Genomic DNA, 15055 nt, shown 5'->3' with positions numbered 1-15055 from the left:
CAAATAAAATAAATAAGGCTGTCCACAAGTTTTTTTACCTTGTGAGACAGCCCTCTCCAAATACTAATTGCTATGCCTCTTTATTCAACACCGCGATAAAGCGCTCAAATGCACACTTTTCTTTGAAAACTCCGGCGTCTTCCAAAACACGGGAAAATTTCTTTGCCAGCTCTTTCTTCATTATTGTTTTTGCTTCCTCATCCTTCTTTAGCGTTCCATACGCCTCTTTTAATTGCTGTGCCCATTCCTGGTGGTAATCAGCGACATCCTGAAGTTCTCCACCTAATAAGAAATTTTCAATTACCTGCAGTTCATCCTTCAGCCGTGCAGGAAGAACAGCGAGCCCCATCACTTCAATCAGGCCGATATTTTCCTTTTTAATATGCTGCACATCTGCATGGGGATGAAAAATCCCAAGCGGATGCTCCTCAGACGTACGATTATTACGCAGTACTAGATCAAGTTCATGCTTGCCATGGCGCATACGGGCAATAGGCGTAATTGTATTATGTGGTGTATCACCGGTGAATGCAGCGACATTCGCTTGCTCATCCGAATAATGGCGCCATGTTTGCAATATATAGTCTGCTGCATCTGCTACCTGGTCTGCATCCACGCTTCTCAGACGGATGACTGACAGGGGCCAATGCAGAACGGCTGCAGAAACTTCCGGAAATGGATTCAGCGTAAAACTAAAAGCCGCTTCCGCTTTCGTCATGGCGAATTCGTATCTTCCGCCCTGATAATGATCGTGACTTAAAATCGAGCCGCCGACGATGGGCAAATCCGCGTTAGAGCCAATGAAATAATGAGGGAATTTACTTGTGAACTGCATCAGCCGCTGAAATGCTGTTTTATCAATTTTCATGTCCCTGTGCTGTGCGGCAAGAACGATACAGTGCTCATTGTAATAAACATATGGCGAATACTGGAAAAACCATTGTTCCCCCATCAGGTCCACAGGAATGATACGATGGTTCGCACGTGCCGGATAGCCGGTACGGCCTGCATAGCCCTCATTTTCCACACACAACATACACTTCGGATAAGCGACAGTTTGTTTTAGCTCCCGCTCCCGTTTAATTTGTTCCGGATCTTTTTCCGGCTTCGACAGATTGATCGTGATGTCCATCTCTCCGTAAACCGTATCTGCTTTGAAATGAATATTCTTACGGATTCGGTTCATTTGGATATAATTGCTGTTCTTGCTTAGCTCATAGAAATAATCCGTAGCTGCTTCCGGTGATTGGTCGTACATGCATGCGAATTCACCTTGAATGACAGATGGGCGGGCAACAAAACAATTCATCATATTTGCAGCCAGCATTTCTTTTTCATCGAATACATCGGCAATGACGTTATTCGCAATCGCATTATCTACCAATTTATCCAGCAAGTCTGGAATCGAGGCTTCACTGACTCTATCCAGCTGTTCAGGAAATGCCTTCAGCTTTAGCAGATGCATCAACTGGTTGCGCGCATAGACTTGATCGGCAGATGTGATCAACCCCTTTTGTAAAGCTGCATGCACGAGCCCTTCTATGTCCTCATAAATCATGTCATATTACTCCTCTCCATAACCGTGCGGATGGTTCTGGTGCCAGTTCCATGCATCCTCCATGATTTTTTCAATTGATGTACGTGCAGGATGCCAGCCAAGCACATGTTTCGCTTTATCAGAGCTTGCAATCAATATGCTTGGGTCACCGGCGCGGCGTTCGCCTGTTTCAGCAGGAATATCCTTGCCTGTGATCTTCCGGGCAGTTTCGACCATTTCCTTGACAGAGAACCCTTGACTGCTTCCGAGGTTGAACACATCACTTTTTCCCCCATCTTGCAAGTAGTCAAGTGCTTTGATATGCGCCTGGATAAGATCCTCTACATGCACATAGTCGCGGATGCAGGTACCGTCAGGCGTATCATAATCAGCCCCGAAGATCGTGATCGCCTTGCGCTGTCCCAACGCGGCCTGTAAAATGATTGGAACCAGATGGCTTTCCGGACGATGATCCTCCCCGATCTCCCCCGATTCCCTTGCACCTGCGACATTGAAATATCTTAGTGACACATAGCGAATGCCATGTGCCTTTTCGGTCCACTTCATGATTTTTTCCATCGTCAGCTTCGTTTCCCCATAGGCATTTTCCGGATTGGTCGGCATCTTTTCTGTGATTGGTGTCGCTTCCGGCTCACCGTACGCAGCGGCAGTGGAAGAAAAGACGATGTTTTTAACATCATTTTCCACCATGACCCTGAGTAAAACTTGTGTGCCATATACATTGTTATCGAAGTATTTTAAAGGATCCTCCATCGACTCCCCGACAAGTGAGTTGGCAGCAAAATGGACGACCGCTTCAATCGATTCCTTCTGAAAAACATTACGCAAAAAAGCAATATCGCGAATATCTCCTTGATAAAATGCAGCTTTCGGATGGACTGCTCCTTTATGTCCTGTTTCCAGGCTGTCGACAACCACCACGTTTTTCCCCTGGTCAATCAGCTGATATACTGCGTGCGAACCGATATAGCCCGCTCCGCCTAAAACCAATATACTCAATGTACAGCACTCCTTTTAAGGACTATTTTCAAAAAGCCCGTTTAAAAATGAAAATGATATGGCGAAATCATTTTTTCTCTTACCTATTTTTTTGAACCAACCATTATAATTTTTTTGCTCCATCGTGAATTGCAGCTGTATAAAATGTCGCATCGTACCCGATGGTATCTTTATAAACCTGATTGACCTGCTGCTTGAATTCCGCAATCTGATCATCAGCCACAATGGCAATAGCACAACCGCCAAAACCAGCACCTGTCATGCGGGCACCTATGACTCCCGGCTGTTTCCAAGCCGTGTGGACAATCGTATCCAATTCCTTGCCAGTCACTTCATAATCCTGTTCCAGTGAGGCATGGGATTGGTTCATCAACTGGCCGAAACCAGCCAGATCACCAGCCTGCAATTTCCGGACAGCCTGCTTTGTCCGTTCATTTTCCGTCACCGCGTGTCTAGCTCGCAGACGGCTGATTTCATTATCAATCAGATGCTGATATTGTTCAAATTGTGAGACGGACAATTCTCCTAGGCTTTGAATGGGAAGCTCTGCCTGCAAATTACTTAACGCCTCATCGCACTCTCTCCGTCGCTCATTGTATTTGGAACCCGCAAGTGTTCTTTGCTTATTCGTGTTGATAATGATGATGCTGTATCTGTCCAGCTTGATTGGCGCGTATTGGTAATCCAAAGTCTGGCAATCCAAAAGCATAGCCTGATCTTTTTTGCCCATTCCGATGGCGAATTGATCCATGATCCCGCTGTTGACGCCGATATATTCATTTTCCACTTGTTGTCCCAGTTTGATCATTTCCAGACGCTCTATGTCTAAGCCAAATACATTCTCCAGCAGTACACCCGTGGCCATTTCAATCGATGCTGATGAGGACAGCCCGGCGCCGTTCGGAATATCACCATAGAAAAAAATATCCGCGCCGCCGGAAATCTCATATCCAGCCTCCCGGATATACTTTATCATGCCTTTCGGATAATTGGCCCAATCATCTTGTTTACAATAATCCATATCTTCCAGTTCACTAGTAATGATCCCTATTTCCGGGAAATTGGCTGAATAAAATCGAAAATACCGATCCTTCCTTTTAACCGCCAATGCATATGTTCCAAATGAAATTGCAGCAGGGAACACATAACCGCCATTATAATCAGTGTGCTCACCAATCAGATTGATTCTGCCTGGCGCAAAAAAGCGCATCGGTCCCTCATTCGTATCGAATACACGCTGAAAATCCTGTACCAAATCTTTTTTCATGCAAAATCCCCCCTCAATACTGATGTTATTTCCTTATCTGTTTCCATTCTACTATGAAAGCGGTTTTCTTCACAATGATTTTATATTATTTTTTAGTAAAAAATTAAATTTATTTTACTAAAATAATCTTGTGCTTCGAACGCTTTACAAATAATTATTGAAAGCGTATACTCAAACGTGCATCGTTTTAGAAAGGATTGGTGAGAGATGGCAAGTAAAATTGTCAGTAAAAAATTGATATTTTTTCTAGGTGCTTTAGGCGGACTTCTGTACGGTTACGATATGGGCGTCATTTCCGGGGCACTTTTATTTATTAAAGATGATATACCTTTAACCAGTTTTACGGAGGGCTTGGTCGTAAGCTCCATGCTGATTGGAGCAATTGTTGGTTCGGGTTTCAGCGGGCCGCTTTCTGACCGGATGGGCCGCCGCAGAGTGGTATTTATGGTTTCTGTCATATTCATTATCGGTGCATTGGTGCTTGCTGCTGCACCATCAATGGCGGTACTTGTCACTGGCCGGCTGATTATCGGTCTTGCAGTTGGCGGATCGACTGCCATCGTTCCTGTTTATTTGTCGGAAATGGCTCCGACAGAACAGCGCGGGTCTCTCAGCTCTTTGAACCAGCTGATGATTACTATCGGTATCTTGGCATCCTACCTTGTCAATTACGCTTTTGCTCCTATCGAAGGATGGCGCTGGATGGTAGGCCTTGCTGTCGTGCCTTCCCTGATTTTGATGATAGGCGTGCTATTCATGCCGGAAAGTCCAAGATGGCTGCTGGAGCACCGCAGTGAGGAAGCTGCACGCCGTGTAATGAAGCTGACCAGGAAGCCTGATAAAATCGATCAGGAAATTGATGAAATGCGCAAGATTAACGAGGTTTCCGACAGTACATGGAAGGTGCTTTCTTCCACATGGCTGCGTCCCACACTCCTTATCGGCTGCTGCTTCGCATTGTTTCAGCAAATTATCGGCATCAATGCGATCATTTATTACGCACCAACGATTTTCAGCGAAGCCGGCTTGGGAAATGCGACTGCTATCCTGGGCACTGTAGGGATCGGTACGGTCAATGTCATCATTACTATTTTTGCGATTATGATCATTGATAAAATAGACCGAAAAAAACTGCTGGTCATCGGAAATATCGGCATGGTTGCATCATTGCTCATCATGGCCGGATTGATTTGGACGATTGGTCTCGATTCCAGCTTCGGCGCTTGGATCATTGTCGCATGCCTGACCTTGTTCATCATTTTCTTTGCTTTTACATGGGGCCCGATTTTATGGGTCATGCTGCCAGAATTGTTCCCAATGCGGGCCCGCGGTGCAGCAACCGGCATTTCTGCACTTGTCCTGTCGATCGGCAGCTTGCTTGTTGCGCAATTCTTTCCAATGTTGACTGATGTCATGGGTATTGGTGAAGTATTCCTCGTGTTCGCTGTCATTGGTATCGCTGCGCTGATCTTTGTATTGAAATTTTTGCCAGAAACACGCGGCCGCAGTCTGGAAGAAATCGAAGCAGATTTACGCAGCCGTACATCTGCCAAAAAAGCAACGTTTTAATTCGAATTCACATGCCAAATTGAAGAATGAATGGAAGCGGAGTTGAAATGGTTGGCAACAATTAAAGATATTGCAAAAGAAGTTCAATTATCCATTGCCACGGTTTCCCGGGTACTGAATGATGATCCGGCGCTATCTGTCAGCGAAGAAACCAGACAGCGCGTTTTGCAGGCTGCGGAAGCGCTGAACTATCAAAAGCATAAGAAAAAGAAATCGAAGCAACCACTGCGTATCGCCATCGTCCAGTGGTATACTCAGCAAGAAGAATTGAATGATATGTATTATTACACCATTCGGAATGGGGCTGAGGAAGAAATGGAACGGAAAAACTATACGTTCACTCGCTTGTTTCCCAGCACTGATAAAATCGGAGACAAACAGATTGACGGGATCATCGCGATCGGGAAATTTTCCGAAGCACAGATGAAAAAGCTGCAAGAATGGTGTCCCGCCATTTGTTTTGTCGATAATCGCTATTCTTTTCCGGTTTATGATGCCGTCGTAGTTGACTTTGAATTGGCTACGAGAGGCGTTTTGGAACATTTTGTAAAAAATGGCCATACACACATTGGCATACTGTCCGGTGAAGAAACATTCTCTGATGGTTCTAGTGTCATCATTGATCCAAGATTCCAGAGCTATAGCCAGTACATGAAGGAAAAAGGGCTCTACGAAAAGACGCATTGCTTCAAAGGCAGCTTCACTGTCGAAGCAGGCTGCAAGATGATGGAAAAGGCCATCCAAACATTAAAGGATGACTTGCCCACGGCCTTCTTCTGTGCGAATGATTCCATCGCTGTCGGTGCATTACGCGCTTTGCAGGACCATCGCATTCCTGTGCCGGACAAGGTGGAAATTATCGGCTTTAACGATACAAGTGTCGCAAAATATGTGTCGCCAGCCCTCAGCACCGTCCAGGTTCCAACCAAAATGATGGGCGCAACAGCGGTTTCCATGCTGGAGGAGAGAATTTTGGAAAAAAGGGCCATTTCGAAGCAGGTAACACTGGCAACAGAATTAGTGATACGCAAGAGCAGCCGTTAGTTCAGTTGTTCTGCACGGAAGAGGGTGGGACAGAACTATCCAAAAACAGCTATAAAGTGCCATTTCATATCTAGTTGATTGGAGCGAAAGGCGGCTGACTCCTTGAAAAAGAAATTCGCTTTTTCTGCGTGCGATGTGAATGCTGCCGAAGCGTTCCTTGTCCTGCGGGAACAATGGTTTTCGATGGGAAGCGTAATCGCAGTCCCAGCACGAGTCTGAAGCCCCCGCAGGAAGTGATTTTCTTAGAAAGTACATGAGGGAAGGCAAGCTGCATACGGCCTTTGCGGCCAACGCTTGCACACTCCTTGTCGGGGCGCCTGGCGTGCAAATCAACGAAATTACTTAGCTAGATAAAAAAAGTTGGACGGTTCCATGTCAAGATGGTACCGTTCAACTTTTTTACATTTCCCAGGGTTTTGTCTCACCCTCTTTCTTGTTGGCCACATTATATGGCAGATTTCCTGTTTATTTTTATAGATTGCAACTTGCCGTAGGTAAATGAACGCCAGGCCCATTCTAATGGTCCGAACCGGAAATACTGTAACCAAACGAAGCTGAAAACTGCCAGCATAGGAAATACGATGAAGCTGATAAGGATTCCAAGCCGTAGATTCAACGTTCCAAATATGCCAAAACCAGTAAAAATACCAACACCGATCATTGTTTGCATGATATAGACAGTCAATGCCATTCTTCCAATATAGCTAAGTGGATGAAACACTTTTTTCCATCTTTCTTTCTCAAGCAATAATAGAATTGATGATATATAAAACAGCGAAAGACTGACCCCGCTTATGATCAATAGAATCTGGACGAACTGTTCATTCATCACACCAAAATCCAGTATTTTTAAACGCAGCAGGAAAATGCCAATACTCAATGGTATACTGCACCATAAACTGTACAGCCATGTGCGTTTAACAAAAGGTTTATGTAACACATAGTTACTAAAGACCCCTCGCTTTGCTGCATATAATCCCATTAAAAACATAAATAAGGAGGTTGGAATCTCAAAGGGGATGTTTTCAAGGACGGGAATCACTTCATGAAAAAAACGGTAAGATAGCCATTCGGCATAACTGCCATTTTGATAAATATGAATCGCTTCCTCCGCTTTAACTTTTCCCTCCGCTTGCAAGTTGTTTATTTGCGTTTCTAACGATTCAGGGGAACTGAAAATATTGATCGATAAGAGACAGATTAATATAATGGCAATCGCCAATAACCCCTTCAGGATTGTTTTTTCTTTGCTTCGGTAGAAGAAAATTAACAGAAAGCCAGATAATGCATAACGCAATAAAATATCTCCATACCACAAAAAGATAAGATGAAGCAGTCCAAATATGGCAAGTGCTATCAAGCGGCGTGTATACAATAGATAAAACCTGCCTGTTTTTTCTTCCGCGCGTTTCATAAAGATATAGAAACCAATGCCAAATAAGAAAGAAAATATCGTAAAGAACTTAGCCTCCACAAAAATGTCGAGCAACATCCTCAAAAATTGATCCACTGGGGTAAGGGCAGGGGATAGCATATATAATTCATTGACTAAGGGAGTCTGAAATAGCGGCATATTCACCAGAAGAATGCCAGAGAGCGCGAACCCTCTGATAATATCCAACGAAATAATACGCTCTCCGCCCTGTACAGGCAACATTTTTTGCACATCGCGGTTCAAGTGACCGCCCCTTTCTTTTTAACAATAAAATAAAGCTTTTTTCAGCATGCTGTAAATCCAATATACATAATTTTCGTTTTAGTTGCAATTTGAATCGGGCTGCTGGGCCATCTTCGCGATTATTAACTCGTTTCCCTGCGTTGCCATTTATTTGAATCCACTGACAGAAATATGTTAATCTTTTCAAAAAGGAGCGATAGATATGGGAGAATCAATTCCAGAAATCACACTTCATGATGGACTTACTGTGCCGGCAATTGGTTTCGGCACATACAATTTGAATGGGAATGAGGGAGCCGCAGCTGTCCAAAATGCTATAGAGGCCGGTTACCGGCTAATTGATTCAGCTTACAACTACGAAAATGAAGGCACGGTAGGAGAAGGGATCAGGCGCAGTTCTGTGCCAAGGGAAAAATTGAGAATCACTTCCAAATTGCCAGGGCGCTATCATGCTTATGATCAGGCTGTGACCACCATACAGGAATCCCTGTATCGCGCAAACCTTGATTATTATGATCTATACCTGATTCATTGGCCAAATCCCAAACAGAATAAGTATGTGGAGGCATGGCAAGCCCTTATTGATGCTAAAAAATGGGGATTGATCCGTTCTATTGGTGTCTGCAATTTTCTGCCTGAGCATATCACCCGCTTGGAAAAGGAAACGGGCATCAAACCAAGCATCAACCAAATTGAATTACATCCGTTTTTCAACCAGGAAGCCTTAAGAAAATGGCATGAAACACATGATATCCAAACGGAGTCCTGGAGCCCGTTAATCCGGGCAAGCGACAACTTGCAGCATGATACACTGCAAAAAATCGCCCGCAATCATCATAAAACCATTTCACAGGTTGTCTTGCGATGGCATTACCAGCTTGGAGCCATTGCTATTCCGAAATCGGCATCACCCGCAAGACAACGTGAAAACATTTCGATCTTCGACTTCTCACTCGATGATGAAGAGATGAAACAAATCAGCGAACTAAGCCGTCCAGATGGCAGAATTAAACATCAAGATCCTGCCGTTTATGAAGAGTTTTGATACAAGCCTTGTAAATGGCATATTCCCTTGCTGGGTTAACTCAACTGATGTGTTTAGACTCACCCGCTTCATTAACAAAGCAGCGCCTTGTATACATGAACTGCTCCTCCAATTATTAGATGTATCCAACAATTGAGGTGCAGTTCAATAGAGGGCAGCTGCTTTTTCAATGCATTATTGATTTTTTCCGTTTGTTTCTTCTTTCTTCCCGGATGGCAAGCGTGCCATTCTCCACGCCAAGTTCGTCCAGCCACCTGCGATAAGCGATAGTAAGGGCGTCCGATTTCAGGTGCATTTCTGCTTGCAAATCTAATGGCAGCAATTCCGGTTTTTGGCTTTCAACGATGTCCAAATCTTGATAGAAAATGATGTCCTGGAATTCACGGAAGGAATCATCCTGCGCATCCAAGTCATAATTCCTTGTCAATAGCATGAACGCCTTCGATTTTTCTTGATCTTCCTGATTGACAGCCAGCAATATAGTAAATGCCTCATCTGAGCCTTCTGTCGTTTTTGTGAAGCGTGCAGTGGTCGGATTCAGAATCTCATATACATAATCGGCATACCCGCCTTTGGAACGCCCGTCCGGATTCGGTTGATAAACAGGGATTTTGCTTGTGATGAAGCGGTTATCTGCAAACGTCACATCATAATCGGTCACTTCCGCATGGTCCGTCTCTCCCAACATGCCTTCATGAACAAACATCAAGTGGGAGACATCCAGAAAATTTTCAATAATTCTTGGGGCATTCGCTTTTACTTCGTATGGACCACACAGGACGGTACGGTGCCCTTCTGCATGATACTCGGGATAGGTAATGAACGGGGCCGGGGCTTCCTCCAGATTGACCCAGATCAAGCCGTACTGTTCCTCGCAATGATACACGGTCGCTCGCGCTTTTTTCGGTATCGGTCTGTCACAAGGCAATGCAGGAATCTTGACACACGTGCCATCCGAATCATATTCCCAGGCATGATACGGGCAGACGATATGACCATTTCTCACTTTCCCCAGTGAAAGTGCTGCACCACGGTGGACGCACAGATCTTTAAATGCATGCACGCCTTTTCCATTTCGAAAAATCACCACACGTTCACCAAGAACGAATACCTGCTTCGGTTCTCCCTGCAATTCCTCGGCTTTACAAACTGGATGCCATTCACTCCATAATCGATCCTGTTGCATCATACATTTCCCCTTTCCAGCTTCAGCGTTACACTTGGTTCCTTTACCAGGCCGCAATCTTCAGGCTTTTGTGGTAGGATGACATTCAGCACCAAAGCTGCAATTGCTCCAACAGCTGTACCCGAAGAAACGAAGTACGTCACCAATTGCGGTAATCCACTCAGGATGTCAGCCGGCATTAGTACTGCGAACATCGCAGCCATGATAGACACGCCGATGACAAGCATATTTCTCTCGGTGAACGGCACTTCTTTGATCACTTTGAAGCCATTCATCATGATAACAATACATATGATGGCAAAAACACTATTCACTACCGCGGCAGGGATACTGGCAATTATGTTCATCAGCTTTGGCATCATACCAAGTATTACCAATATTCCCCCGCCGATGATAATGGGCTTGCGGCTTTTCACACCGGTGATGGCGATGATACCGGCATTGGATGAATAGCCTGTTACAGGCGTCCCTCCGAGGAAAGAACCTGCAAAGCACCCAAGCCCTTCCCCAAGTGCACCTCTGTCTAATCGTTTATTATCAAGGTGCTCACCCGTCACTTTACTCACGGTGAACCATGTCCCTGTCGTTTCAATCATAATGATGAAATAGATAGCCAGCATAATGAGAATCGCGTTCCAATCAAAGGCAGGTTTGCCAAATGCAAAGATACTCGGCATCTGGAACCATGCAGCCTTTCCTGCTGATGAGAAATCAACTAGACCATAAAAGGAAGCCGCTATGGAGCCAACCGACAATGCTAGAATAACGGATACAACCTTCACATATTGGAGCTTCGTTTGCGATTTTTCTCCGACATACATGCAAAAAATCAGAACAGCAGCGGTGAGAAATGCAACGAGCATATTTGGCCCTGTCTTTCCTTCTGCCGTATAAATAGCGTTTATCGCACTTGGCATCAAGGAAATACCGACGACGACAATGACCGTCCCAGCAACCACTGGCGGTATAAATTTTTTCACCGTTTTACTGAATAATTTGAACGGATAACCCAGTAAGGAGATGAGCAGAGCGCCTGGTATCAGACTTCCGATCATCACGCTGACACCGGATGTACTGCCGATGACAGCAAGTGCACTGATTGGCACGAAAGACGGACCCTGCATGACAGGAAGCTTCATTGCAAGCCCCGCCTGTATGAGTGTTGCCAATCCACAGGCAATAAAAGTCATTTGTATGAATAAGGCGCTATCTGCCACGGAAAATGATAGCATTCCTGCTAAAATCATCGGTGGAATGAAAAGATCCATGGCTAATACATGCTGGAGACCCAAAAATACAGTTTGCGGACGAAAAGCATCCTTCTTTTTCTCGTCGGCTGCATTACCTCTTTCACTAGCTGTTTCCAACTTTCTGGCAGTATTTTCCATCGTCAAACGCCTCCTGGGTTGTTTTCATGACACCAATATTCCTTCAGGCTGCCGTCATCGTCAAAAGACACGCGGGCCCGGCTGTGAATTAATCTGCATTCCAACCAAACGCTTTCATGAATGCTCTGCTGTAAACTTCCTATCTCATGACAAAAAAGCCCGAAGCACATGCTTATCCGCAACACAGAAAAGCAATGTACCCCGAGCTTCAGAAGACGAAATACAAAGGCTGAGATATACACGCTGACCTATCAGCGCCTATCTTGCCTTCAGCTTTTCATAGTCCGTTCATTTACGGTAAACAGGTAGAAACTTGCGGGCCATATCCCCGCGATTATATGAAAAACAATATGTCGTTGTTTTGAATGTTTTTAGTATAACACTCATTTTCCACAATGCAAGTGATTGTTCGGAAAAAAGTTGAACTCATCTTAAGCAATTTCGCCAAAACCTTTATTTTTACTATTTTACATGCAAATCCTATTTATATAGATTAAGTTATTCGAATCTACTATAATAAGCAATATACCAAAAACGAACAACGGGAGGAAAATATGAATAATCATTCGGAAATTTTCTTAGGAACAGCTTTTTCCAGCCGCTCCCCAAAAGAAATAGCCATATGCAAAGACTATCTCTTTTTCATCAATGCAGAAGGGGTGATTGAAAGGATGGTGGCACCCGACCATGCAGAATATCAGCAGCTGCTGCGCACATGTGAGAACGCGGAAAACTTCCATCGCTTAGCCGATGGCCAATATATCCTTCCAGGTTTCATAGATTTACATGTGCACGCGCCGCAATGGGCACAATCTGGCACTGCGCTGGATCTACCTCTTTATGATTGGCTGCATGAGTACACATTCCCCTTGGAAGCGAAATACGCAGATCTCTCCTTTGCAAAGAATGTCTATGAAGACTTGGTTGGAACTTTGCTTGCGAACGGAACAACGACAGCCCTGTACTTCGCTACGATACATAAAGAAGCCAGTATGCTGCTGGCGGAAATATGTGCCGAAAGGGGGCAGCGCGGACTGGTCGGAAAAGTTGTCGCTGATGACACGGAACAAAATCCTCCATACTATCGGGATGCAGACAGCAAGACTGCCTTAGAAGATACGGAGGCATTCATTTTGGCTGTGAAAAAGCTCGCCAAAAAAGTGAAGCAGGGGGTTTATCCCGTTGTCACGCCGCGCTTTATTCCAAGCTGCACGGACGAGGTACTAAAAGGGCTGGGAGAATTGGCTGCGAAGCACAACACACATATTCAGTCGCATTGCAGTGAAAGCGATTGGGCACACCAGCATGTGCTGGAGCGATGCGATAAACACGATGCTTTTGCATTGCATGATTTCGGTTTATTGAGCGACAAAGCTATTATGGCCCACTGTAATTTCCTGGATAATGAAGATGCAGCACTGTTCGCTGAAACAGGTACAGCTATCAGCCATTGCCCGCTCTCGAACGCTTATTTTGCAAACAGTGTCCTCCCAGCCGCGCGCTTTAAGGCTTTGGGGGTGGACATCGGTTTAGGAACAGATATTTCCGCTGGCGGCACAGCAAGCCTCTATGATAATGCCAAACAAGCCGTCGCTTCTTCACGAATGTTGGAAGACGGCGTAGATCCGGCACTTCCGGCAGAGCGTCGCGGTGTACCTGGCTCACGTATCACGATGAATGAAGCATTCTATTTTGCAACTGCCGGCGGCGGGGAAAGCTTAAGCCTCCCCATCGGCCGCATTGAAAAAAATTATGCATGGGATGTGCAAATCGTTGATACCAAGGTAAAAAATGCAAAACTCCCTATTTTTGATTCAAACGAAGATTTATATGATATTTTCCAGAAAATCATGTATAATGTTCGGCCGGAGAATATCCGCCAGGTCTGGGTACAAGGGGAAAAAGTCCATGAAAGAAACTGATCAATGACTTGATGCAGAGGGAGAATCCCCCTCTGCTTCATATTTTTTAGGTGTAATACGTTCGAATGAAGACGCATACTTGTCAGTTTGGCATGCTTACTTGTCGGTAGTGGTATAATACTTGTCCATTAGGCATCTTACTTACCAGTTGGAGACGGATACTTGTCAAATCAGTGTATTTACTTGTGAGTTCAAGATTAACGCTGTGCAACATTATCTACCATAAAAATTTCGAAAAACATTCCATTTTAGAAATTTTTATGGTAATAATAGCTATGACACAAAAAATTCATAGATTTCGTATTTATCATGTGAATTATTTCACATGATAGGGGGAGGAGAAAATGAAAAGTTTTCTAAAGAGCAAAGGGGTTTCTTTATCACCCAGGGAATATGTCATCACTGCGCTAAGCTATATGGCTTTAGGTCTGTTTTCATCTTTGATCATCGGGCTGATCATTAAAACCATCGGGGAACAATTAACTGGGTCTTATGTAGCGGCTATCGGTGCTTACATGATCCAAATGGGCAGCTTCGCCATGGACACGAAGATCATGGGCGGTGCCATCGGAGTGGCCATCGCTTATGGGTTGAAGGCACCGCCGCTCGTCTTATTTTCCGCTTTGTTTGCCGGCGCTTTCGGGGCGGAGCTGGGCGGACCTGCCGGCAGTTATGTCACTGCATTATTCGCAACGGAATTCGGTAAGATGGTTTATAAAACCACTCGTATCGATATTGTGATTACACCTTTAGTCACCATCATCGTTGGTTTCATTGCCGGGAGCATCATCGGAAAACCGATCAACAGCTTCATGCTGTGGTTCGGGGAGATCATCAATTGGTCGACAGATCAGCAGCCATTCGTGATGGGCATACTGGTTGCTGTGCTGATGGGATGGGCCTTGACCGCCCCGATTTCCAGCGCTGCTATCGCCCTGATGCTTGGACTTGATGGTATCGCGGCAGGAGCCGCAGCAATTGGTTGCTCTGCTCAAATGATTGGATTCGCCATTTCCAGTTACAGGGAAAATGGCTTTGGCGGTTTTTTAGCCCAGGGAATCGGCACCTCCATGCTGCAGGTGCCCAACATCTTGAAAAAACCGATTATTCTGCTGCCCCCGACTATCGCCGGAGCTGTCCTGGCACCCATTGGCACTGTTTGGCTGGGGCTTACGAATAACCCATCCGGTGCAGGCATGGGGACGAGCGGACTTGTTGGGCAGATTATGACGTTCGAATCCATGGGTTTCTCTATGGGAATATTAATCAGTATTCTCATTTTACATATCATCGCGCCTGCCATCATCAGCCTGCTTCTGTCTGAGTGGTTTCGGAAAAAAGGCTGGATTCAGCACGGAGATATGAAAATCCATTACGAATGAAAAAAAGCTTGCATACC

General features: G+C 45.0%; 11 protein-coding genes and 1 riboswitch. Of the genes, 5 read left to right on the top strand and 6 right to left on the bottom strand.

The genetic code is table 11. The features are described from left to right. Positions 1–70 precede the first annotated feature (70 nt). The 3 genes from galT to ACFSMW_RS07440 all read right to left on the bottom strand — a co-directional run bounded on the left by galT (position 71) and on the right by ACFSMW_RS07440 (position 3824). Positions 71–1558, bottom strand: a complete 1488-nt coding sequence (gene galT / locus ACFSMW_RS07450; protein WP_390354412.1) for a UDP-glucose--hexose-1-phosphate uridylyltransferase — start codon at positions 1556–1558, stop codon at positions 71–73. 6 nt (positions 1559–1564) lie between these two features. Continuing rightward, entirely contained in the window at positions 1565–2557 is a 993-nt protein-coding gene (galE, locus tag ACFSMW_RS07445) for a UDP-glucose 4-epimerase GalE (RefSeq protein ID WP_390354411.1), read from the bottom strand. Between the two features lie 103 nt (positions 2558–2660). Beyond that, a complete protein-coding gene (locus ACFSMW_RS07440) occupies positions 2661–3824 on the bottom strand; it encodes a galactokinase (RefSeq protein ID WP_390354409.1) in 1164 nt (387 codons plus the stop codon). Between the two features lie 207 nt (positions 3825–4031). Between ACFSMW_RS07440 and glcP the strand changes: the two genes are divergently transcribed. Beyond that, a complete protein-coding gene (gene glcP / locus ACFSMW_RS07435; RefSeq protein ID WP_390354407.1) occupies positions 4032–5393 on the top strand; it encodes a glucose transporter GlcP in 1362 nt (453 codons plus the stop codon). 51 nt (positions 5394–5444) lie between these two features. Next, complete coding sequence (locus ACFSMW_RS07430) at positions 5445–6437, top strand: LacI family DNA-binding transcriptional regulator (RefSeq protein ID WP_390354406.1); 993 nt, start codon at positions 5445–5447, stop codon at positions 6435–6437. Between the two features lie 445 nt (positions 6438–6882). Here the strand turns inward: ACFSMW_RS07430 and ACFSMW_RS07425 are convergent, their stop codons facing one another. Further along, entirely contained in the window at positions 6883–8115 is a 1233-nt protein-coding gene (locus ACFSMW_RS07425; protein WP_390354405.1) for a DUF418 domain-containing protein, read from the bottom strand. Between the two features lie 202 nt (positions 8116–8317). Here ACFSMW_RS07425 and ACFSMW_RS07420 point away from each other — a divergent pair, with 202 nt between their 5' ends. Next, positions 8318–9160: an aldo/keto reductase gene (locus ACFSMW_RS07420; RefSeq protein ID WP_390354403.1), complete on the top strand. Its 843-nt coding sequence runs from the start codon at positions 8318–8320 to the stop codon at positions 9158–9160. A 166-nt stretch (positions 9161–9326) separates the two neighbouring features. Here ACFSMW_RS07420 and ACFSMW_RS07415 read toward each other — a convergent pair whose 3' ends face one another. Both ACFSMW_RS07415 and ACFSMW_RS07410 read right to left on the bottom strand, forming a co-directional pair. Then, positions 9327–10346 (bottom strand): aromatic ring-hydroxylating dioxygenase subunit alpha, encoded by a 1020-nt coding sequence (locus ACFSMW_RS07415; RefSeq protein ID WP_390354402.1) that lies wholly within the window; start codon positions 10344–10346, stop codon positions 9327–9329. Further along, positions 10346–11734, bottom strand: a complete 1389-nt coding sequence (locus tag ACFSMW_RS07410; protein ID WP_390354400.1) for a solute carrier family 23 protein — start codon at positions 11732–11734, stop codon at positions 10346–10348. Before ACFSMW_RS07410 ends, ACFSMW_RS07415 begins: the two co-directional genes overlap by 1 nt. A gap of 260 nt (positions 11735–11994) precedes the next feature. After that, positions 11995–12096: riboswitch (purine riboswitch) on the bottom strand. A 192-nt stretch (positions 12097–12288) separates the two neighbouring features. Here ACFSMW_RS07410 and guaD point away from each other — a divergent pair. Continuing rightward, on the top strand, positions 12289–13656 hold the full coding sequence (gene guaD / locus ACFSMW_RS07405; protein WP_390354398.1) for a guanine deaminase: 1368 nt from the start codon (positions 12289–12291) through the stop codon (positions 13654–13656). 344 nt (positions 13657–14000) lie between these two features. Then, positions 14001–15038, top strand: coding sequence for a PTS sugar transporter subunit IIC (locus ACFSMW_RS07400; RefSeq protein WP_390354397.1), 1038 nt, complete (start codon positions 14001–14003; stop codon positions 15036–15038). Positions 15039–15055 lie beyond the last annotated feature (17 nt).

The sequence above is a fragment of the Tigheibacillus halophilus genome, assembly GCF_042683165.1.
Taxonomy (GTDB): Bacteria; Bacillota; Bacilli; order Bacillales; family Amphibacillaceae; genus Tigheibacillus; species Tigheibacillus halophilus.
The sequence above is the reverse complement of the archived record's forward strand: the minus strand, read 5'-3'. Positions and strand labels throughout refer to the sequence as shown.